The 20,869-nt window shown below is 67.4% G+C and carries 21 protein-coding genes and 1 pseudogene; 10 read left to right on the top strand and 12 right to left on the bottom strand.

Annotated features, from left to right (window positions below):
* Positions 1-68: 68 nt before the first annotated feature.
* Positions 69-491, top strand: a complete 423-nt coding sequence (locus tag BOO69_RS11460; protein ID WP_071972284.1) for a glyoxalase superfamily protein — start codon at positions 69-71, stop codon at positions 489-491.
* 20 nt (positions 492-511) lie between these two features.
* Here BOO69_RS11460 and BOO69_RS11465 read toward each other — a convergent pair whose 3' ends face one another.
* Positions 512-1,225 carry a heme-dependent oxidative N-demethylase family protein gene (locus BOO69_RS11465; protein WP_071972285.1) on the bottom strand — a complete coding sequence of 238 codons (714 nt, stop codon included), beginning with the start codon at positions 1,223-1,225 and terminating at the stop codon, positions 512-514.
* A gap of 123 nt (positions 1,226-1,348) precedes the next feature.
* Between BOO69_RS11465 and dddP the strand changes: the two genes are divergently transcribed.
* Entirely contained in the window at positions 1,349-2,692 is a 1,344-nt protein-coding gene (gene dddP, locus BOO69_RS11470) for a dimethylsulfonioproprionate lyase DddP (RefSeq protein ID WP_071972286.1), read from the top strand.
* Between the two features lie 22 nt (positions 2,693-2,714).
* Here the strand turns inward: dddP and BOO69_RS11475 are convergent, their stop codons facing one another.
* The gene (locus BOO69_RS11475; protein WP_071972287.1) at positions 2,715-3,869 is read right to left on the bottom strand and encodes a trans-sulfuration enzyme family protein; all 1,155 of its coding nucleotides are present in this window, start codon (positions 3,867-3,869) and stop codon (positions 2,715-2,717) included.
* A gap of 161 nt (positions 3,870-4,030) precedes the next feature.
* On the opposite strand from BOO69_RS11475, the pseudogene BOO69_RS11480 reads away from it, so the two are divergent.
* The 6 genes and pseudogenes from BOO69_RS11480 (at position 4,031) to BOO69_RS11500 (ending at position 9,748) form a co-directional block, all read left to right on the top strand.
* Positions 4,031-5,244: pseudogene (locus BOO69_RS11480) on the top strand (bifunctional alpha/beta hydrolase/OsmC family protein).
* A 76-nt stretch (positions 5,245-5,320) separates the two neighbouring features.
* Complete coding sequence (gene purB / locus BOO69_RS11485; RefSeq protein ID WP_071972288.1) at positions 5,321-6,631, top strand: adenylosuccinate lyase; 1,311 nt, start codon at positions 5,321-5,323, stop codon at positions 6,629-6,631.
* Between the two features lie 132 nt (positions 6,632-6,763).
* Positions 6,764-6,925 carry a hypothetical protein gene (locus BOO69_RS23250; protein ID WP_172839531.1) on the top strand — a complete coding sequence of 54 codons (162 nt, stop codon included), beginning with the start codon at positions 6,764-6,766 and terminating at the stop codon, positions 6,923-6,925.
* Between the two features lie 182 nt (positions 6,926-7,107).
* Complete coding sequence (locus tag BOO69_RS11490; protein WP_071972289.1) at positions 7,108-7,635, top strand: hypothetical protein; 528 nt, start codon at positions 7,108-7,110, stop codon at positions 7,633-7,635.
* A gap of 60 nt (positions 7,636-7,695) precedes the next feature.
* Positions 7,696-8,775 (top strand): FliG C-terminal domain-containing protein, encoded by a 1,080-nt coding sequence (locus BOO69_RS11495; protein WP_071972290.1) that lies wholly within the window; start codon positions 7,696-7,698, stop codon positions 8,773-8,775.
* Positions 8,776-8,851: 76 nt separating this feature from the next.
* Positions 8,852-9,748 (top strand): lysophospholipid acyltransferase family protein, encoded by an 897-nt coding sequence (locus BOO69_RS11500; protein WP_071972291.1) that lies wholly within the window; start codon positions 8,852-8,854, stop codon positions 9,746-9,748.
* 14 nt (positions 9,749-9,762) lie between these two features.
* Here the strand turns inward: BOO69_RS11500 and BOO69_RS11505 are convergent, their stop codons facing one another.
* The gene (locus tag BOO69_RS11505; protein ID WP_071972292.1) at positions 9,763-10,461 is read right to left on the bottom strand and encodes a DUF1223 domain-containing protein; all 699 of its coding nucleotides are present in this window, start codon (positions 10,459-10,461) and stop codon (positions 9,763-9,765) included.
* 223 nt (positions 10,462-10,684) lie between these two features.
* On the opposite strand from BOO69_RS11505, the gene acnA reads away from it, so the two are divergent.
* Positions 10,685-13,474, top strand: a complete 2,790-nt coding sequence (gene acnA / locus BOO69_RS11510) for an aconitate hydratase AcnA (RefSeq protein WP_071972293.1) — start codon at positions 10,685-10,687, stop codon at positions 13,472-13,474.
* A gap of 140 nt (positions 13,475-13,614) precedes the next feature.
* Entirely contained in the window at positions 13,615-14,298 is a 684-nt protein-coding gene (locus tag BOO69_RS11515) for an SDR family NAD(P)-dependent oxidoreductase (RefSeq protein WP_071972294.1), read from the top strand.
* Between the two features lie 37 nt (positions 14,299-14,335).
* On the opposite strand, the gene BOO69_RS11520 is transcribed toward BOO69_RS11515, so the two are convergent.
* The 9 genes from BOO69_RS11520 to secD form a co-directional block, all read right to left on the bottom strand.
* On the bottom strand, positions 14,336-14,872 hold the full coding sequence (locus BOO69_RS11520; protein WP_237267445.1) for a DsbE family thiol:disulfide interchange protein: 537 nt from the start codon (positions 14,870-14,872) through the stop codon (positions 14,336-14,338).
* Positions 14,865-15,023: a heme exporter protein CcmD gene (gene ccmD, locus BOO69_RS11525; protein ID WP_071972296.1), complete on the bottom strand. Its 159-nt coding sequence runs from the start codon at positions 15,021-15,023 to the stop codon at positions 14,865-14,867. Before ccmD ends, BOO69_RS11520 begins: the two co-directional genes overlap by 8 nt.
* Positions 15,020-15,754 (bottom strand): heme ABC transporter permease, encoded by a 735-nt coding sequence (locus BOO69_RS11530; protein ID WP_071972297.1) that lies wholly within the window; start codon positions 15,752-15,754, stop codon positions 15,020-15,022. Before BOO69_RS11530 ends, ccmD begins: the two co-directional genes overlap by 4 nt.
* 74 nt (positions 15,755-15,828) lie before the next feature.
* A complete protein-coding gene (gene ccmB / locus BOO69_RS11535) occupies positions 15,829-16,485 on the bottom strand; it encodes a heme exporter protein CcmB (protein ID WP_071972298.1) in 657 nt (218 codons plus the stop codon).
* Positions 16,482-17,099, bottom strand: a complete 618-nt coding sequence (ccmA, locus tag BOO69_RS11540) for a heme ABC exporter ATP-binding protein CcmA (RefSeq protein ID WP_071972299.1) — start codon at positions 17,097-17,099, stop codon at positions 16,482-16,484. The genes ccmB and ccmA overlap by 4 nt, the downstream gene beginning before the upstream one ends.
* A 10-nt stretch (positions 17,100-17,109) precedes the next feature.
* Positions 17,110-17,463, bottom strand: a complete 354-nt coding sequence (locus tag BOO69_RS11545; protein ID WP_071972300.1) for an Mth938-like domain-containing protein — start codon at positions 17,461-17,463, stop codon at positions 17,110-17,112.
* Between the two features lies 1 nt (position 17,464).
* Positions 17,465-18,223 carry a sulfite exporter TauE/SafE family protein gene (locus tag BOO69_RS11550; RefSeq protein ID WP_071972301.1) on the bottom strand — a complete coding sequence of 253 codons (759 nt, stop codon included), beginning with the start codon at positions 18,221-18,223 and terminating at the stop codon, positions 17,465-17,467.
* Positions 18,216-19,184, bottom strand: coding sequence for a protein translocase subunit SecF (gene secF, locus BOO69_RS11555; protein ID WP_071972302.1), 969 nt, complete (start codon positions 19,182-19,184; stop codon positions 18,216-18,218). The genes BOO69_RS11550 and secF overlap by 8 nt, the downstream gene beginning before the upstream one ends.
* A gap of 1 nt (position 19,185) precedes the next feature.
* Complete coding sequence (secD, locus tag BOO69_RS11560) at positions 19,186-20,835, bottom strand: protein translocase subunit SecD (RefSeq protein ID WP_071972303.1); 1,650 nt, start codon at positions 20,833-20,835, stop codon at positions 19,186-19,188.
* Positions 20,836-20,869 lie beyond the last annotated feature (34 nt).

Genomic DNA, 20,869 nt, shown 5'->3' on the forward strand with positions numbered 1-20,869 from the left:
TCCTTCAATCTCGCAGGATTGATGGGCAACGCGGACCCCCAGATCACCAGGCGAGACGGAGTGTAGAGATGAATACCCCTTCCCGTGACGTCCTCAAGGCGCAGGCCAAACGCCTGCGCGCCGACATGGCCGCGCGCGGCCAGGCCCTCAGCCACGCCGAGGCGCTGGAAACCGTGGCCCACCAATGGGGCGCGCGCGACTGGAACACGCTGGCCGCCCGCACCGCCAACAGCCACCCCGGCTGGGCGCCGGGCCAGCGCGTGACCGGCCGCTACCTCGGCCACCCCTTCGTGGGCGAGGTCAAGGCCGCGCGACAGTCCTCGTCGGGCTATTGGGCGCTGACCCTGCGGTTCGACAGGCCGATCGACGTGGTGACGTCGGACCTGTTCAGCTCGTTTCGGCGGCAGGTCAACACGACGGTGAACGCCCACGGCCAGTCACCGCAGAAAACTTCTGACGGGCAGCCGCACATGGTGCTCGATCCGATCTGAGACCGTCGCGGCGCGCGGGTTCAGCCCCCGCGCCGCACGACATGCGTGTGGATCGCAAAGACGACCGCCCGGCTTTTGGGCATGCGCACCACGCACTGCCGCTCCGCCCGCACGAACAGGCGTGGCAGGTCCGCGTCCTTGCGGGCGGGCTGGTGCAGGTCGCTGTCGCCGTAGGGCAGCCGGTTGAACCGCCACAGCGGGCGGCCGGGCTGTACCCCGTCGAAAAGGCGCTGCACCCGCCGCGCCAGGGCCGTATCGTAGGCCGCCACCGGCGCATGGATCTCGACCAGGGGGCGGCCGGCCTTTTCCGCCAGCCGCCAGTTCGCCGGAAAGCACAGGACCGCCGCGATCAGGACATGCGCGTCACCGCACTTGTCCAGCACGCAGATGTCCTGCTGCAAGAGCCGGCCCAGCGTCAGCAGCGGCGCGTCCCGATCCACCAGAACCAGGCGCCCGTCTGGGCAACGCACACGGTCGCGGTCCAGCACGAAACCCAGCCCCGGCAGCAGCGCCAGCGCCTCGTCCAGCACCTCGCGCGTGGGCACGCGGGCCTCCGGCGGATCCCACAGCACCGCGTCCGGACGCTCCGCCAGCAGGGCCACCCGATAGGCCATCTGCTCGGCATAGCGCTCGTCCACACGCAGCCAGTCGTCCGCGCCGCAGGGCGCCACGCCGGGCAGCGGCCGGTCCCGGTCCATTTCCGGCGGCAGGCGGGTGTGCAGGATCTCTCTCATGTCCGCGCAACCTAGCCGCAGCCCCCGCCCCTGTCCTGCGAAAACGACACGGCAGGGCGTCGGAAACCGGCAAACCCGGTGGGCGCGCCTGCCGCATCATGCCGCAAACAGGAGGGTCAACCGATGAACCTGCATTTCCGCGACACCCGCAAGATCGATCCCGCACAGGGGCTGATGCTCGGCGATGGCACGCCCAACGACGGTGACCGCGTCGAGATCGGCCCGACCCGCCTCGCCTTCGACGAATGGGCCGCGGCGGGCCTCGACCTTCCCGATCTCGACGCGATGCGCCGGTTCCGCTGGGAACGGCTGACCGCGCAGGTGGCGGCGCGCGGCCTTGCCGGACTGCTCCTGTTTGATCCCCTGAACATCCGCTACGCCACCGACAGCACCAACATGCAGCTCTGGAACACCCACAACCCGTTCCGGGCGGTCCTGCTCTGCGCCGATGGGTACATGGTGATCTGGGACTACAAGAACGGCATGTTCCTCAGCGCCTTCAATCCGCTGGTGCGCGAGCGGCGATCGGGGGCGGACCTTTTCTATTTCGACCGGGGGGACAAGGTGGACGTGGCCGCCGACACCTTCGCGAACGAGGTGCGGATCCTCTGCGCGGAACACGCCGGCGCGGGGAACAGGCGTATCGCGGTGGACAAGGTCATGCTGCACGGCCTTCGCGCGCTCGAAGCGCAGGGATTCACCGTCGTCGACGGCGAGGAGATCACCGAGAAGACCCGCGCGGTCAAGGGCCCCGACGAGATCCGCGCGATGCGCTGCGCGAGCCACGCCTGCGAAGTGTCGGTCCGCGCGATGGAGGATTTCGCCCGGACCCATGTGCCCGGCGGCGCCGTGACGGAGAACGACATCTGGGCGGTCCTGCACGCGGAGAACATCCGCCGGGGCGGCGAATGGATCGAAACCCGGCTGCTTTCCTCCGGTCCGCGCACCAACCCGTGGTTCCAGGAATGCGGCCCCCGCGTGGTCCAGAACAACGAGATCGTCGCCTTCGATACGGACCTCGTCGGCAGCTACGGGATCTGCGTCGACATCAGCCGCAGCTGGTGGATCGGCGACGCCAAGCCGCGACCCGACATGATCTACGCGATGCAGCACGGCGTCGACCACATCATGCAGAACATGCAGATGCTCAAGCCCGGCGTGATGATACCGGAACTCACCGCCGGCACCCATGTGCTGGATCCGCAGTACCAGAAACAGAAGTACGGCTGCCTGATGCACGGGGTGGGTCTCTGCGACGAGTGGCCCCTTGTCGCCTATCCCGACAGCGCCGTCGCGGGGGCCTACGATTACCCCCTCGAAGCCGGCATGACCCTTTGCGTAGAGGCGCTCGTCTCGCCGGAGGGGGTCGATTTCTCGATCAAGCTCGAGGACCAGGTGCTGATCACCGAGGACGGTTTCGAACGGTTGACCCAATACCCCTGGGACGCTGCCCTGATGGGCATGTAGGGGGCCCGCGCACGGGCGAGACCTACTGGCCGAGCGCCTGCGCCAGATCGTCCTTGAGGTCGCCCACGTCCTCGATTCCCACGGACAGACGCAGCAGACCTTCGGGAATGCCGGTGTGCGGCTCAATCGTGTGCCGATGCTCGACCAGGCTCTCGACCCCGCCAAGCGACGTTGCCCGGTGGAACAGCTTCAACCGTCCTGCCACGCGCAGGGCCGGCTGCGCGCCGCCCTTGACGACGAAGGACAAGAGCCCGCCGAAGCCGCCCCGCATCTGGCGCGCGGCCAGTGCGTGACCGGGATGGCCGGGCAGCCCCGGATACATCACTGTCTCCACCTGCGGGTGATCCGCCAGGTATTCGGCCAGCGCCATCGCGTTGCGCGACATCTCCCGCATCCTCAGCGGCAGCGTGCGCATGCCCCGCGTCAGCAGCCAGGCTTCCATCGGTGCCATCACCGCGCCCGCCATGTCGCGGTCCTCTCGGATCATCCGCCAGGTCTCGCTCTGCGGACCCGAGGCGCACAGCGCCCCTGACAGGACATCGGAATGCCCGTTGATGCCCTTGGTGGCGGAATGCATCACGATGTCCGCGCCAAAGGACAGGGGGTGGCTCAGAACCGGGCTGGCCGCCGTGCCGTCAACAACCAGCTGCGCGCCGACGGCATGCGCCGCCTCGGACGCGGCGGCGATGTCCACGATCCGCAACCACGGGTTCGACGGGGTCTCCACCCAGGCGATGGCGGGCCGATGTTTCGCGCAGGCGGCGGCAAAGGCCTCCGTATCGGACGCCTCGACCTCGTGCAGCGCAATGTCCCGCCGCGCGCAGAACGCCCGGATCCAGGCGGTGGTGCCCCAGTAGATCTGGCTCTGCACCAGCACGCTCGCCCCGTTGGGTACGGTGCGGAACACCGCCGCGACCGCGGCCATGCCCGATGGAAAAAGCAGCGTGTCCGCCGCGCCCTCCAGCCGGCTCAGCAACCGCTCGGCCACGCGCACGTTCTCATTGTGCGACCGAAGGTAGACATTGCCGGGCACCATCGGCGCATAATCCGCGTCGCGCGCAAAGGTGGTGGACAGGTGCACCGCCGGCACCACGCCGCCGGTTTCCGCGTCCGTCGCCCCCGCCGCCTGCGCCGCCAAGGTGGCCGGTTGCAATTCTTTGTCTGGCGAGTCGGCCATCGGGTGCCCCTTCGGTTGGATTGCGTGGCCCCTTGCTACACGGCACCTTGCGCCCCCGCCAGCCCCGTTCACGGCGGGGCGCGGCGCGTCACAGCGGCGTGACACGGGCTTGCGCCGACGGCGGCGGAGCGCCAATCTCGACACGACAGTCAGGAGCACGCATGGCCACAGAACGCATCACCTTCCCCGGCCATGACGGCAACACCCTCGCCGCCCGTCTGGACCTGCCCGAGGGGCCCCACCTCGCCACCGCGCTCTTTGCCCACTGCTTTACCTGCGGCAAGGACATCCCGGCCGCCCGCCGGATCGCCGCGCGGCTCGCGGGCATGGGAATCGCGGTGCTGCGTTTCGATTTCACCGGGCTCGGGCATTCCGAAGGGGAATTCGCGAACACCTCCTTCACGTCGAACGTCGCGGACATCGCTGCCGCCGCCCGCTACCTCGACGGGCGCGGGATGGCCCCCGCCCTGATGATCGGGCATTCGTTGGGGGGTGCCGCCGTGCTCAAGGCAGCACCGGACCTGCCCGAGGTCAAGGCGGTGGCAACCATCGGCGCCCCCTTCGACCCCGGCCATGTCACCCATAACTTCGCCGAGGCGCTGCCGAAAATTCGCGCCGAAGGCTCCGCCGAAGTGACCCTGGGCGGCCGCCCGTTCCGCATCGGCCGCACCCTGGTCGACGACCTGGACCAGGGCGCGCTGGGGCCGACGCTGGACCGGATGACCGCGGCCCTGCTGGTGCTGCACGCACCCACCGACGACATCGTCGGCATCGACAGCGCCAGCCGGATCTTTCTTGCCGCCCGGCACCCCAAGAGCTTTGTCAGCCTCGACGGGGCCGATCACCTGGTGTCGCGCGCGCGCGACGCGGAATACGTGGCGGGGGTCATTGCGGCATGGGCGGCGCGCTACCTGTCCCTGACCCCGCCTGCGCCCCCCCGGGCGCGCCCGAGGGCATCGTGCGCGTGGCCGAGGCGGACGCGAACGGCTTCCTTCAGGACATCAACAGCGGCCCCTACCACCATGTTCTCGCCGACGAACCGCATGCCTACGGCGGTACCAACAAGGGAATGACGCCCTACGGGTTCCTGTCTGCCGGGCTGGGCGCCTGCACCTCCATGACCATCCGCATGTATGCCCGGCGCAAGGGCTGGGCCCTCGATCACGTCAGCGTCGACGTCAGCCACAACAAGGTGCACGCGCAGGACGCCGAAACCGGGTCGGGCGACAAGATCGACACCTGGCAGCGCCGGATCCGCCTGACCGGAGACCTCGACGCGGAACAGCGACAGCGGCTTCTGGAAATCGCCGACAGATGCCCGGTGCACCGGACGCTCGAACGGACCTCCCGCGTAGTGACGCAACTGGTCGACTGACCGGCCCCGCCGCTTGTCCTTGCTGCCCTGTCGGTCTATGGACCGCGCAAACGTCTTCTCTCCGGACAGGTGCCCCATGATCCCACGCTATTCCCGCCCCGAAATGGTCTCCATCTGGTCGCCCGAGACCAAGTTCCGCATCTGGTTCGAGATCGAAGCCCATGCCTGCGATGCGATGGCGGACCTCGGCGTGATCCCGCGCGAGAACGCCGAAGCGGTGTGGAAGGCGAAAGACGTGGAATTCGACGTGGCCCGCATCGACGAGATCGAGGCGGTGACCAAGCACGACGTGATCGCCTTTCTCACGCATCTGGCCGAACACGTGGGCAGCGACGAGGCGCGCTTCGTCCACCAGGGGATGACCTCTTCGGACGTGCTGGATACCTGCCTGAACGTGCAGCTCGTCCGCGCCGCCGATCTTCTGATCGCGGATGTCGAGGCGCTGCTGGCCGCGCTCAAGCGCCGTGCGATCGAACACAAGGACACCCTGCGCGTGGGTCGCAGCCACGGCATCCATGCGGAACCGACGACCATGGGCCTGACCTTTGCCCGCTTCTACGCCGAGATGGACCGCAACCTGCGCCGCCTGCGCACCGCGCGCGAAGAGGTGGCGACGGGCGCGATCTCCGGGGCGGTGGGCACCTTCGCCAACATCGACCCGCGCGTCGAGGCGCATGTCTGCGACAAGCTGGGACTGATACCGGAGCCGATCAGCACGCAGGTGATTCCCCGCGACCGGCACGCAGCCTTCTTCGCGGCCCTCGGCGTCGTTGCCTCCTCGATCGAGAACGTCGCGATCGAAATCCGCCACATGCAGCGCACCGAAGTGCTGGAAGGGGCCGAATTCTTCTCCATCGGGCAGAAAGGGTCGTCGGCCATGCCCCACAAGAAGAACCCGGTCCTGACCGAGAACCTGACCGGCCTCGCCCGTCTGGTGCGGATGTCGGTGATCCCGGCGATGGAAAACGTCGCGCTCTGGCACGAGCGTGACATCTCCCACTCCTCGGTCGAGCGGATGATCGGCCCGGATGCCACCGTGACGCTCGACTTCGCGCTCGCGCGGCTGACCGGCGTGATCGACAAGATGATCATCTTCCCCGAGAACATGCTGGAAAACATGAACAAGTTCCCCGGCCTCGTGATGTCGCAGCGCGTGCTGCTGGCACTGACGCAAGCCGGCGTGAGCCGCGAGGACGCCTATGCCATGGTCCAGCGCAACGCGCTGAAGGTCTGGGAACAGCGCACGGATTTCAAGGAAGAGCTGCTGGCGGATGCCGACGTGGTCGCGGCGCTTGGCAAGGACCAGATCGAAGAGAAATTCGACATGGGTTATCACACCAAGCACGTGGACACGATCTTTGCCCGCGTGTTCGGCGACCCGGCCTGAGGGGGGGTAATCCCCCACCCCGCGCCCGGCAAGTGGGCAGAACCGCTCCGAATTGACGCAGCGGCACCGTAATTCTTTGAAATGTTGCGCGCTCGGTGTAGATTTGAGCAATCAACCAAAAGGAGACGGACCATGAAGATCAAGACCCTTGCGATTGCCCTTGCCCTCACCGCCGCGCCGAGCCTCGCGCTCGCCTCCGGCTGCATGTACGGCAAGGAGAAACAGGCGATGTCCTGCGCCGCCGGCACGGCTTACGACAGCGCCACCAAGACCTGCCTGCCGCTCAGCACCTGAAAAGCGGCCACTTGAAAGACCAGCGGGCGCCGTCGCGTGCGGCGCTCTTTTCGACGGGCGCGGGTCGGCCGCCCGGACGTTCACGCAACAGTGTTCGGGGGCCCTGCGCTTTTTGCTCGCCCCGTCACGCTTTCCATCGTGTTAATCAGTATGACAGTCACAGAATACGCGGAGTTTCTTCCATGAAGGCCCTGATCCTATCCACCGCCCTTGCCCTTCCCCTCGCCACCACTGCCGCGCATGCCGCCGGCGGCGGCAACGAGACGGCACCGAAGAAGCCGAAATGCGAGACCGGACAGGTCTACGACAAGGCGACCAAAACCTGCATCGTCGCCAAGGACAGCCAGCTCGACACCGACACCCTGTACGAGACGGTCCGCGAACTGGCCTACGCCGGCCGCTACGCGGATGCCCAGGTGATCCTTGCCGAGATGCCGCAAGACGATGACCGCACGCTCACCTATCTCGGCTTCACGCACCGCAAGATGGGCCATGCAGAAGCGGCGATGGGCTATTACCGCGAGGCGCTCGTGGTCAACCCGGACAACGTGCTGGCGCGTTCCTACATGGGCCAGGGGTTCGTCGAGGCGGGCAATGTCTCTGCGGCGCTGGCGCAACTCAGGGCGATCCGGGCTCACGGCGGCACCGGCACATGGGCCGAGGCGTCGCTGCGGCAGGCCATCGCCACAGGGCGCACTTTCAGCTACTGATTTCAGGCTTCCTTCACTCTTTGCTGTCACAAGCGCCCCGTGACAGAAAGGGACAGCCAGATGAACGACATGGTGCCGATCGGCTCCATTTCTCCGCTCGCGACCTCCTCGGAAACGACGGGCGCGCCGGTCACTCTCAGCCGGCGCGCCAAGGCCGCCGTCGTCGTGCGGCTGCTGTTGAACGAGGGCGCGGAACTTCCGCTCGAGGATCTGCCGGACGACCTGCAGGTGGCACTCACCCAGCAGATGGGGGAAATGCGGTCCGTGGACCGTGACACGCTGGCCGCCGTGGCCGCCGAATTCGCCGCCGAGATCGAGCGCATCGGCCTGTCCTTCCCGGCCGGCATCGCCGGCGCGCTCGAGGTGCTCGACGGCAGGATCAGCCAGCAGACCGCACTCCGCCTGCGCAAGGAAGCCGGTGTGCGCCAATGGGGCGATCCCTGGGCCCGCCTGCGCGAACTGGGGGCGGACCGTCTCCTGCCCGTCCTGCAGAACGAAAGCGTGGAAGTCGCGGCCGTGATGCTGGCCAAGCTGCCGGTTCCCCTTGCCGCCGACCTGCTGGGCCGGCTGCCCGGCCCCCAGGCGCGGCGGATTACCTACGCGGTGTCCCTGACCAGCGCGGTGACCCCCGACGCGGTGGACCGGATCGGCGTCGCACTGGCGATGCAGCTTGACGCCCAGCCCCCCCGCGCCTTCGACAGCGACCCCGTGGCGCGGGTCGGGGCGATCCTGAACTCATCCAGCACGCTGACGCGCGACGACGTGCTGACCGGGCTCGACGAAACCGACCAGGGCTTTGCCAACGCCGTCCGCAAGGCGATCTTCACCTTCGCCAACATCCCCACCCGCGTGGCCCGACGGGACGTGCCGCGCCTCCTGCGGGAGGTGCCGCCAGACAGTCTGCTGACCGCCCTTGCAGGCGCGGAGGCGGCCGGTTTCGCCGCGACAAGGGACTTCATCCTCGACAACATGTCGGGCCGCATGGCCGACCAGTTGCGCGAGGAGATCGCCGAGGCCGGCAAGATCAAACCGGCGGACGCAGAGGCGGCGATGACCGAGGTCGTGGGCACCATCCGCCGGATGGAAGCGGCGGGGGATCTGCTCTTGCTGACGGAGGAAGACGCCGAGGACGCCGACTGAGCTTGCGGGCTGCCGGTCTTGTTGTGCCGCGTCGCGCGGGCTATGTCAGACCGACCCGTCCCAAAGACCCGGATCCATGCCCGCCTCCTCTCCCGCCCCCTCCAGCTTCATGCGCAAGCTCGGTCACTACATGACCAACGCCCTCGCGGTGGGGATCATCCGTTGTGCGCTTGCCCTGCCCTACGAGACCCGGGTGCGCTTTGTCGGGGCGCTGATGCGCCGGGTGCTCGGGCCGGTGGCCGGATACCGCCGGCGCGCGCTCGACAATCTCGGCCGGATCTGCCCGGACCTTTCGCCGGAACGGCGGCGCGAGATCGCGGCGGGCTGTCTCGACAATGCCGGCCGCACCTTCATCGAGAATTATTCGGCGGCCGACTTTCCGGCGCGCATGTCCGGGATCACACCCGAAGGACCGGGCCTCGCCGCACTGGAAGAGGCCGCCGCACGCGGCCAGCCGGTGATCCTGGTCACCGGCCACTTCGGCAACTACGAGGCCACCCGTGCCGCGCTCGTCGCCCGTGGCCACGCGATCGGCGGTCTCTACCGGGACATGAAGAACCCGTATTTCAACGCGCATTACGTCAAGACGATGGAAGCCTTCGGCGGGCCGGTCTTTCCACAGGGGCGGCGCGGCACGGCGGGTTTCGTGCGCCACCTGCGCGACGGCGGTCAGCTTGTCTTGCTGTTCGACCAGCACGTGCAGTTCGCGCCGATCCTCGACTTCATGGGCGCGCCCGCGCGCACGGCCGTCTCGGCGGCGGAACTCGCCCTTCGCTACGATGCGCTGCTGATCCCTTTCTACAGCATCCGGCAGCCCGATGGCGTCAGCTTTCGCAGCGTGATGGAATCGCCCGTGCCGCACAGCGACCCGGAAACGATGACGCAAGCGCTGAACGACAGCCTGAGCGCGCGGGTGCGCGCCAACCCCGAGCAGTGGTTCTGGGTCCACCGGCGCTGGCGCCCCGACGAATAGCCGCCCGTCCGACCTCAGCGAAGCCGCTGGGCCGCGAGGATCGGGCCGGCCTCGGCACCTTGAAGGATCACGACCAACGGCTTGTCGCCGGTGACATCCGCCGTCATCGAAAGCGGCGCCTGACCGTCCCACTGCCCCAGTACCTGCCAGCCCTCGACGATATTGGCATAGGTCAGCGTCTTGCCCCGGTTCTCGCCCCGCTCAATGGCCGTGGTCCGCGTGGGCGTGTACCGCAGCATGTGAACCTGCACCGGCCCGGTCAGGGCACCACGCGCCTGCGCCTCGATGCGCAGGGTGTCGCCGTCGCGCGCGATTTGAAGCGCCGCGGGCGCGGGGCGCTGGCTGTGGTCCGCGATGGCCTTGCTCAACTTCATCGGTTTGGCACCCACGATATCGGTCTGGCCCTGCACGATCATCTCGGGCGTGTAGACGGACTTGCGCCCTGCCTGATGCGCGTATGTGCGCTGCCGCTCCGCGTGCGCCGGATCGCCGAAGGGATCCTCCCAGCCGATGTAGTCCCAGTAGTCCACATGCAACGCCAGCGCGATCACGTCCTCGCGCTCCGCCAGTTCCTCGAGGATCGCATCGGCCGGCGGGCAGCTCGAACACCCCTGCGAGGTGAAGAGTTCCACCACCACCGGGCTCTCCTGCGCGGCGGCGTGCTGCGCGGCGGCCAGACACAACGCGGTGACGAGGGGCAGCAGGTGTTTCATCTGATTCCATTCGGCAGGTAAGCGACCCGGCCAGTAGTATCCACGCCCTCCTGAAATAACCAATCAATGTTTCTTGAAACGGAGAAGCGCCGGGAAAGCGCGCTCCAGTATACAATAGTATACAATTTATGGCCGACGCCGGGGATTATCATTGAAACGCGGACGGCAATAGGCCATCTAGGCGTCAAGCACTGCCACCTTTCACAGCCAAGGGAGCCCCTCCATGACGATTCACGTCGGTCAGGACACCGCCAAGACCCGCAAGACCCTCAGCGCGGGCGATCAGAAGATCGCCTATTATTCCATTCCGGCGGCACAGGAGGCCGGGCTGGGCGATTTCACCAAGCTGCCCGCCGCGCTCAAGGTCGTGCTGGAGAACATGCTGCGCTTCGAGGATGGCAAGACCGTCACGGTTGACGATATCAAGGCGTTTGCCGAATGGGCGGCCAAGGGCGGCAAGAACCCGCGCGAGATCGCCTATCGCCCCGCCCGCGTGCTGATGCAGGATTTCACCGGCGTTCCGGCCGTGGTGGACCTTGCGGCGATGCGTGACGGGCTCGTGGCGCTGGGGGGCGACGCGGACAAGATCAACCCGCTGAACCCTGTCGACCTCGTCATCGACCACTCGGTCATGATCGACGAATTCGGCAACCCGCGTGCCTTCCAGATGAACGTGGACCGCGAGTACGAGCGCAACATCGAACGCTATACCTTCCTCAAGTGGGGCCAGAAGGCGTTCAACAACTTCCGCGTGGTGCCGCCCGGCACCGGCATCTGCCACCAGGTGAACCTTGAATACCTCGCGCAGACGATCTGGTCGGACAAGGACCAGAACGGCGAAGAGGTCGCCTATCCCGACACGCTGGTCGGCACCGACAGCCACACCACCATGGTGAACGGCATGGCCGTTCTGGGCTGGGGCGTCGGCGGGATCGAGGCCGAGGCGGCGATGCTCGGCCAGCCGATCTCGATGCTGATCCCCGAGGTCGTCGGCTTCGAGCTGACCGGCAAGATGATCGAAGGCACCACCGGCACCGACCTCGTGCTGAAGGTCGTGGAAATGCTGCGTGAAAAGGGCGTGGTGGGCAAGTTCGTCGAATTCTACGGTGACGGTCTCGACTCCCTGCCGCTGGCCGACCGGGCGACCATCGCCAACATGGCACCCGAATACGGCGCCACCTGCGGCTTTTTCCCGATCGACAACGAAACCCTGCGCTACATGCGCACCACGGGCCGGGACGAAGACCGCATCGCGCTGGTCGAAGCCTATGCGCGCGAGAACGGCATGTGGCGCGACGAGACCTATGCGCCGGTCTATTCCGACACGCTGAAGCTCGACATGGGCACCATCGTTCCCGCGATCTCGGGCCCCAAGCGCCCGCAGGATTTCATCGCGCTGACCGAGGCGCACACGGCGTTCAGGGACTACGTCAAGGGGGTACGCTCCGGCAAGGACGCGTCGGCCAAGGAGGAAGTCCGCTGGGAAGGCGAAGGCGGCCAGCCCGAACCGCGCGAGATCCCCGGTGACGAGGGCAACCACCAGCGCGGCTACGTGGCGACCGAGGACGGCAACTACCAGATCCACGACGGCTCCATCGTGATCGCTTCGATCACGTCGTGCACCAACACCTCGAACCCCTATGTCATGATCGGGGCCGGCCTGGTGGCGCGCAAGGCGCGGGAGCTGGGCCTGACCCGCAAGCCCTGGGTCAAGACGTCCCTCGCACCCGGCAGCCAGGTCGTCAGCGCCTACCTAGAGGCCGCGGGCCTGCAGGAAGACCTCGACGCGATCGGGTTCAACCTCGTGGGGTACGGCTGCACCACCTGCATCGGCAACTCCGGCCCGCTGGAGCCCGCGATCAGCAAGGCGATCAACGACTACGACCTGATCGGCACATCGGTGCTGTCCGGCAACCGCAACTTCGAAGGGCGGATTTCGCCGGACGTGCGCGCCAACTACCTCGCCTCTCCGCCGCTGGTGGTGGCCTATGCACTGGTGGGCGACATGAACGTGGACCTCGCCGGTGGTGTCATCGGGCAGGACAAGGACGGCAACGACGTCTATCTCAAGGACATCTGGCCCTCGACACAGGAAATCGCGGAGCTGGTGGAACAGACCGTCACGCGCGAAAGCTTCCAGGAGAAGTACGCCGACGTCTTCAAGGGCGACGAGAAGTGGCAGTCGGTCGAAACCACGGATGCCAAGACCTACGACTGGCCGCCGCAGTCCACCTACGTGCAGAACCCGCCCTACTTCCAGGACATGTCGCCGGAGCCGGGCAAGATCACCAACATCGAGAACGCCCGCGTCCTCGCCGTGCTGGGTGACATGATCACCACCGACCACATCAGCCCGGCGGGATCGTTCAAGGAAAGCACCCCCGCCGGCCAGTACTTGGTCGAACGCCAGGTGCCGGTGCGGGAGTTCAACTCCTACGGCTCGCGCCGCGGCAACCACGAGGTGATGATGCGCGGCACCTTCGCGAACATCCGCATCAAGAACGAGATGCTGGACGGCGTCGAGGGCGGTTACACCAAGGGCCCCGACGGCGAACAGACCTCGATCTTCGACGCCGCGATGGCCTGGCAGGAAAAGGACACTCCGCTGGTCATCTTCGGCGGCGAACAGTACGGCGCGGGCTCGTCCCGCGACTGGGCGGCCAAGGGGACGGCCCTGCTGGGCGTCAAGGCGGTCATCGCGGAAAGCTTCGAGCGGATTCACCGGTCCAACCTCGTCGGGATGGGCGTCATCCCCTTCGAGTTCACGAACGGCGACACCCGCAAGACACTGGGTCTGACCGGCGAGGAAACCGTGAGCATTTCCGGGCTGGACACCATCAAGCCGCTCCAAGAAGTGCCCTGCGAGATCACCATGGCCGACGGGTCCAAGAAGGAGATCAAGATCAAGTGCCGCATCGATACGGCGATCGAGATCGAATACATCGAGCACGGCGGCGTGCTGCACTACGTGCTGCGCGATCTTGCCAAGGATGATGCCATCGCGGCGGAGTAATTGCCGCTAAGGAGCGATCCTGTTCTGGCCCGCCGCGTTAGTCGCGGCGGGCCTTTTCGTGGGCGGGAATGCCCGCGTGCCGACCCATCCGCGGATCGGCTATTGCTTAATTCGGGTAAATTTCATGGGAGGCGTGCCGGATGAAAGTGGCCCTTGTCACCGGGGCGGCGCGGGGGATCGGCCGGGCCATCGCCCATGATCTGGCGACCGATCATGCCGTCGCCATCACCCATCACGGCACGCCGCCGGATGCGCTGCTGTCCCAAAGGCCGGCGGTGCAGGCGATCCGGGCCGATCTGAGCGACCCTGCGAGCGCGGACCGGATCATCGACGCGGTCATCGCCCAATTCGGGCAGCTTGACGTCATCGTCAACAACGCGGGCGCGATCGAGATGGACGACGGCGATCCGGCGCTGAACCACGCGGTCAACGTGGCGGCCCCCATGGCCCTTCTGCGGGCTGCCCTGCCCCACCTGTCGCCGGGGGCCTGCGTGGTGAACATCTCGTCGGTGAACGCGGTCTTTCCCGCGCGGGGCGCGGCCGCCTATTCCGCCAGCAAGGCCGCGCTCAATACCTGGACCCGTGCCATGGCCAAGGAACTGGGCCCGCGCGGGATCAGGGTGAACGGCGTGGCACCCGGCGCCATCGAGCGGCCGGAGCCCCCCCGCCCGCCTGATCTGATCGCCGCTTTCGTCAACGAGACTGCGCTGGGGCGCATCGGCGTGCCGGAGGACGTGGCGCGCGTTGTCCGTTTTCTGGTGTCGGATGCCGCGGGCTTCATCACCGGCGAGACGATCACGGTTTCCGGCGGATACAGGCTCTGACCCGACGCGCGGCGCGACCTGCCGATGACGGCAGGCGTCAGCCCCCCTCGCGCGCAGCGTTCAGCGCGGGCAGGAACCGCTGCTCGTAGTCGCTGCCGACCAACGGCCCCGCAAATCGGAACAGCACCGTGCCGTCGCCATCAAGGATGAAGGTCTCGGGCGGGGCCGTCACGCCCCAGTCGATCGCCGTGCGCCCCTGCGGATCGAACCCCACCCCGACAAAGGGGTTGCCGTCGTCCTGCAGGTAGTCCCGCGCGTTGCCTTCCTGATCCTTGAAGTTGATGCCGACGATGGGCATGCCGTCCTCCGCCATCTGCAACAGCTTGGGATGTTCGGCCCGGCAGGGCGGACACCAGCTGGCCCAGAAGTTGACAAGCGTGACCTCGCCGGAGGCGAGCATGTCGGCGGTGGCGGGCGTGAAGCCCTCCAGCGGGGCCTCCGGCACGCCGGGCGCGGCCTGTCCGACAAGCGTGGAGGGCAGCCCCTCAGGATCGTCGCGGAACATGCCGACGGCGGCGAGGGCCACGAAGCCGGCAAAGACCAGCGGCGGCGCGATCATCAGGGGTTTAACCATGGCGTCCGGTCTCCCTTTCGGCGGCGTCGAGCGTGGCGCGGGCGGCGCGGCCCCGGCGCAGCGTCCACAGCACGAGCACGAGCAGCAGCAGCAGCGACACCGCGTAGGCCGAGAGCACCTCGACCGCGTATTTTCCCAGATCAGGCATCATGCGGCCCTGCCCACCCGTGCGCGCAGCGCGGCCGCGCGGCGCAGCCGGATCTCGGTGCCTGTCCGGTAGAACACAAGCGCCACGAACAGCAGGCCGAAGCCCACCATGCTCAGCACCAGCGGGTAGAAGAAAACGTCATCGACGCTGCGCCCGCCGGTGGCCACCGGCACCGAGGTGCCCTGGTGCAGGCCTTGGTTCCAGAACCGCACGGCATAGCGGCTGAGAACGGCGAATACCGAGCCGACGAGGCACAGGATGGAGGTCAGGTCGGCGGCGGTGTCGGGATCCTCTATCGCCTCCCAGAGGGCGATGTAGCCGAGGTAGAACAGGAACAGGATCAGGAAGGACGTGAGCCGCGGATCCCAGGCCCACCAGGTGCCCCACATGGGCTGGCCCCAGATCGCGCCGGTCAGCAGCGCGATGACCGTCATCACCACGCCCACGGGGGCGGCGGCCTTGGCGGCCAGCGCGCTGACATGGTGCCGGCGGATCAGCCAGATCAGCGAGGTCACCAGCATCATGAACCACGCGTTGATCGCCATCAGGGCCGACGGGACGTGAAGGTAGATGATCTTGACCGTCGATCCCTGCCGGTAATCGTCGGGCGTGCCGAAGAAGCCCCAGGCCAGCCCGACGGCGACGCAGGACAGCGACACGACCCAGAGCACGGGCTGGACCCGCGCGCTGAGGGTGAGGAACTTCACCGGATTTGCATAGCTCCAGATCGACATGCGGTACTCCTACTCTGCCGCGCGGCGCTGCTCAATACACGACGGCGCGACGGATTGACCGGTGCCACGCATCCTCAGCGCAGCCCGATGCGCAGCACCGCCGCCGAGGCGAAAGGCATCAGGGCGATGGTGGCGCAGGTGATCCCGGCCAGCATCAGCAAGGGGGTGCCGACCTCCTGCCCTGCGGCACCGCGCCGGGCGACCTCGGCCCCGAAGATCAGCGTCGGCACGTAGAGCGGCAGCACCAGCAGCGACAGCAGCAACCCGCCGCGCTTGATCCCCACGGTCAGCGCCGCGCCGAAGCAGCCGATGACCGACAGCGCGGGGGTGCCCAGAAACAGCGAGACCACCAGCCAGAGGTAGCCCGCCGGCGCGAGGTTCAGCAGGATCCCCAGCACGGGCGCCAGCAGCACCAGCGGCAGGCCGGTGGTCAGCCAGTGGGCCAGCGCCTTGACGCTCAGCGCGGCTTCGAGCGGGAGGGGCGCCGTGGCGAGCAGATCGAGGGTGCCGTCCTCGAAGTCCAGCGCGAGGAGACGGTCGAGCGACAGAAGGCAGGCGAGCAAGGCCCCCAGCCACAGGACACCCGGCGCGATGGCCTGCAAGAGGTCGGGCTGGGGGCCGACGCTGAAGGGGACCAGAACCGTGACGATCAGGAAGAAGGCGAGCCCGAGGCCGAAGCCGCCCCCGGCACGGAGCGCGAGCGCCAGATCACGCCAGAGCAGCGCCCTCACAGGAAGGCCTCGTCGCTGGCCCCGGCACGGGTGGTGGCATTGGCCCGGAAGGGCGCGATGTCGAGCACCGTCGCCTCCAGTCCGAGGTCGATGTGGGTGGCGATCAACGCCGATCCGCCGCGGCGCAGGTGGGCGCGCACCGCATCCGCAAAGAGCGCCACCGCGCCGGTGTCCAGCGATACGGTCGGTTCGTCGAGCACCCATACGGGCCGCCCGGTGACGAGCAGCCGCGCTAGGCCCAGCCGGCGTTTCTGACCGGCGGACAGCGTACCGGCAAGGCGGTCGGCCAGCCCGTGCAGGTCGAAAGCGTCCAGCGCGGCGCCGATGTCCTTTGTGCCGAAGACACGCGCCCAGAACGCGAGGTTCTCGGTCACCGTCAGCATGGCCTTCAGGCCGTCGGCATGGGCGGCATAGGCCACCCGGTCCTCCGCCCCTTCGATACGGCCCGCCAGCACCGGTTGCAGCCCGGCGACGGCGCGCAGCAATGTCGTCTTGCCGGCGCCATTCGGTCCGCGCAGGATCAGGGCCTGCCCCGGTTCCAGCGCAAAGCCGACGCCGGTGAGCACCGGCAGACCGCCCCGTGCAACGGCAAGATCGGTGGCGCGCAGGGTCATGGGGTGCGGGTCAGACCGGCAACAGCGCGAGGGCGATGCGGCGCCCCTCGCTCAGCAGGACGTTGTAGGTGCGGCACGCGGCGGGAGAGGCCATCGCCTCGACCCCGATGCCCACCGCATCCAGCGGGCCGGTCAGCGTTTCCGGCAGGTGGTCGATGTCCGCCCCGGTCCCTACGAAAAGCACGTCGATCTGCCCGCGCAGGGCCAGCAGCGGCTCGAGATCCTCGAGCCCGTTCCACGCGCGGATGCCCTCCGGACCCACGATCAGCGGTCCGTGTATCACCTCGCCGCCGATGCGGAAGAATCCGGGGCCGTAGCCTTCGACGGGTTTGGCATCGTTAAAGACGATCTCGTTCAGGCGCATGTCACATCCCTTTCCATATCGGCAGCCCGATGATAGCCGATGCGGCAATGACGATATAGGCCACCAGCCGAAAAACCCGTTCGGCCGCCGGATCGAACAGCATGGCCCCGAGGCGGTTGGCGATCAGGTTGGGAATGCCGATGAGCAGGCCAAGGACTATGATCTCCCATACCATGAGGCCGGTGAGCCAGAGCACGGCGAACAGCAGGATGTCCACCGCCAGCAAGTAGAGCAGGAAATTCGCCCGGATGGTGGCGATCGGCAGGCTGCTGGCCATGTAGAGCATGATGACCGGCGGACCGGGGATACCGGAGAAGCCCGTCATGAAACCGCCGAGCGCCCCGGTGGCCACGGTCAGGCGACGGGTTAGCGTGCCGCGGTAGCGCCAGCCGGAAACCAGCAGCGCCAGCAGAAGCAGCACGACGCCCGAGATGAACCAGCCGAACCCCTCGGGCGAGATGCGCGACAGGCACCACAGGCCCAGCGGCAGGGCCAGAACGACCCCGATCATCAGGAGCCCCACGTCGCGCGGCGCGCCGTCACGCCATGCGGCGCGCAGGTTCGGCAGCGGACCCAGCAATTCCGTGGCGGCCAGAAAGATGACCGCCTGCACGGGGCTGAGGACGGAGGCCGCGACCGGCATGATGATCATCGCGGATCCGAAGCCGGTGAAGCCCCGGATCAGGCCCGCGACGATGACCGCCGCCACCAGCCAGACCAGACCCGCGGTCGATCCGGCGGCGGCGAGGACATCAGGCATCTATGTTGGCGTATTGGTTGCCCGCGTTGGCGTCCGGCTTCGACCAGTCCCGCTTGACCCCGAGATAGAGCACGACGTTCTTGGCCACGTAGACGGAGGAATAGGTGCCGACGACGACGCCCCAGGTGATGGCAAAGACGAAGCCGCGGATCACGTCGCCGCCCAGCACCAGCAGGGCGATCAGCGCAAGCAGCGTCGTGCCCGAGGTCATGATCGTCCGGCTCAGGGTCTCGTTGACGGACAGGTTCATGACCTCGCGCAGCGGGCGCTTCTTGTATTTTCTCAGGTTCTCCCGCAGGCGGTCGAAGATCACGACGGTATCGTTGATCGAATACCCGATGATGGTCAGGATCGCCGCGATCACCGGCAGGTCGAAGCGGATCTGCAGAAGCGAGAATATCCCGACCGTCAGGATGACGTCATGGAACAGCGCCGCGACCGCCCCGACCGAGAACTGCCACTCGAAGCGAAGCCAGATGTAGATCAGGATCGCGCCGAGGGACGCAGCCACCGCGATCAGCGCGGTGGTGATCAGCTCTCCCGAGACCTTGGGGCCGACGGATTCGACCGAGGTGAACTGGATGTCGGGAGCCACCGTCTGCAGGGCGGATTCGATGCTGGCGATCAGCTCGGGGGTGGCCGATTCCTGGCCTTCCTGCGACTGGATCCGCACCATGGCCACGTGGCGGGTGCCGTCGCTCGTGGGGTCGTAGACTTCGGAGATCGTCACATCGCCCAGTTGAAGCGGGTCGAGCGCGGCGCGGTATTCCGCCACATCCACCGGCGCGTCGCTGGCGGTGCGCAGGCTGGTGCCGCCCTGGAAGTCGATGCCGTAGTTCAGGCCCATGACGAACCAGACCACCAGCGCCAGGACCATGGCCACGCAGGACGCGCCGAAGGTCGCTGGCGCGTACTTGAAGAAGTCGATGCTCGTGTCGTCGGGAATCAGTCTCAGGCGCATGTCAGACCTCTATCGTCTTGGGACGGCGGCGTTCGAACCACATGACCACCATGAGGCGCGTCACGAAATAGGCGGTGAAGACCGATGTCACGATCCCGAGGCCGAGTGTCACCGCGAACCCCCGCACCGGGCCGGAGCCGAGCGCGAAAAGGATCGTGGCAATGATGAACGTGGTGATGTTGGCGTCGAGGATGGCGCTGAGCGCGCGTTCGTAGCCCAGCGAAATCGCCCGCGCGGGCCCCTTTGCCGTTTTCAGTTCTTCGCGGATGCGTTCGAAGATCAGCACGTTGGCGTCCACCGCCATGCCCACGGTCAGCACGATCCCGGCGATGCCCGGCAGTGTCAGGGTCGCGCCGATCAGGCTGAGCAGGCCGAAGATCAGGCCCACGTTGATGATGAGCGCGAGGTTCGCGAAGAGACCGAAGAGGCCATAGGTCACGCCCATGAACAGCAGCACGGCCGCAAAGGCCACCGCCGTGGCGAGCTTGCCCGCATCGATGCTGTCCTGTCCGAGTTCCGGGCCGATCGTGCGCTCCTCGACGAAGGTGAGCCCCGCGGGCAAGGCGCCCGCGCGCAGCAGCACCGCGAGATTGGTGGATTCCTCGACCGTGAAGTTGCCGGTGATGATGCCGGACCCGCCGGGAATGTGGCTCTGGATGACCGGGGCGCTGATCACCTCGTTGTCGAGCACGATCGCGAAAGGCGAGCCGATGTTCTCGGCCGTGTAGTTGCCGAACTTGCGCGCGCCGGTGGTGTCGAACCGGAAGCTGACGGCGGGCGATCCATTCTGGTCGAAGGACGGCTGCGCATCCACCAGTTCCTCGCCGGTGACGACGGGGGCGGTTTCGACGGTGTAGTATTCGCCCTCGTTGTCCAGCGACGGAAGCAGCGAATTGCCGATGCCGGGGCTGGCGTTGGCGTCCGTGCCGCGGCTGATCACGGGGTTGAAGGTGAGCTGCGCGGTGGTGCCGATGATGTCCTTCAGCTCGGAAGCCGAGCCGATGCCGGGCACCTGGATCAGGATGCGGTCCGCGCCCTGCCGCTGGATGGTGGGTTCGCGGGTGCCGACCTCGTCGATGCGGCGGCGGATGATCTCGAGGCTCTGCTGCATCGTGCGCTCGTCGGTGGCCTGCTTTTCGGCCTCGGACAGCGTGATGGTGATCAGCCCGTCGTTGCCCGACACCTCGATGTCGCTGGCCCCCGCGCCGGTCAGGGTCTGGACCGGGCGCGACAGGTCACGGACGATCTGCAGCGCCTCGGGCATGACGGAGGGGTCCTGCAGCCGCACCTGCAACTGGCCGTCCGGCGCCTCCTGCCGGCGGACCGGCGTCAGATCGCGCAGGGCATCGCGCACCTCGGGCCATGTGGCTTCCATCCGGCTCTTGTAGACGTCCTGCACCTGCACCTCGGCCAGCAGATGCGCACCGCCCCGCAGGTCGAGACCGAGGTTGACGAGGCCCGACGGCATCCATTCGGGCCAGAGCGCCAGCTGCGCGTCGAGTTCGGGGGTCGCCCCGCCCTGTTCGATCGCGCGGGCGGCATCGTTGTGCTGCTCCACGGGGCCGTAGAACGCGTTCGGAAGAGCCACCCAAAGTCCCGCCACGCAGGTCAGGATGATGAGTATGCGCTTCCACAGATCAATCTGGAGCATGGTTTGGCCTTTGCGTCTCGGCGTGGGCCGGCGG

Source organism: Sulfitobacter alexandrii, from assembly GCF_001886735.1.
Taxonomy (GTDB): domain Bacteria; phylum Pseudomonadota; class Alphaproteobacteria; order Rhodobacterales; family Rhodobacteraceae; genus Sulfitobacter; species Sulfitobacter alexandrii.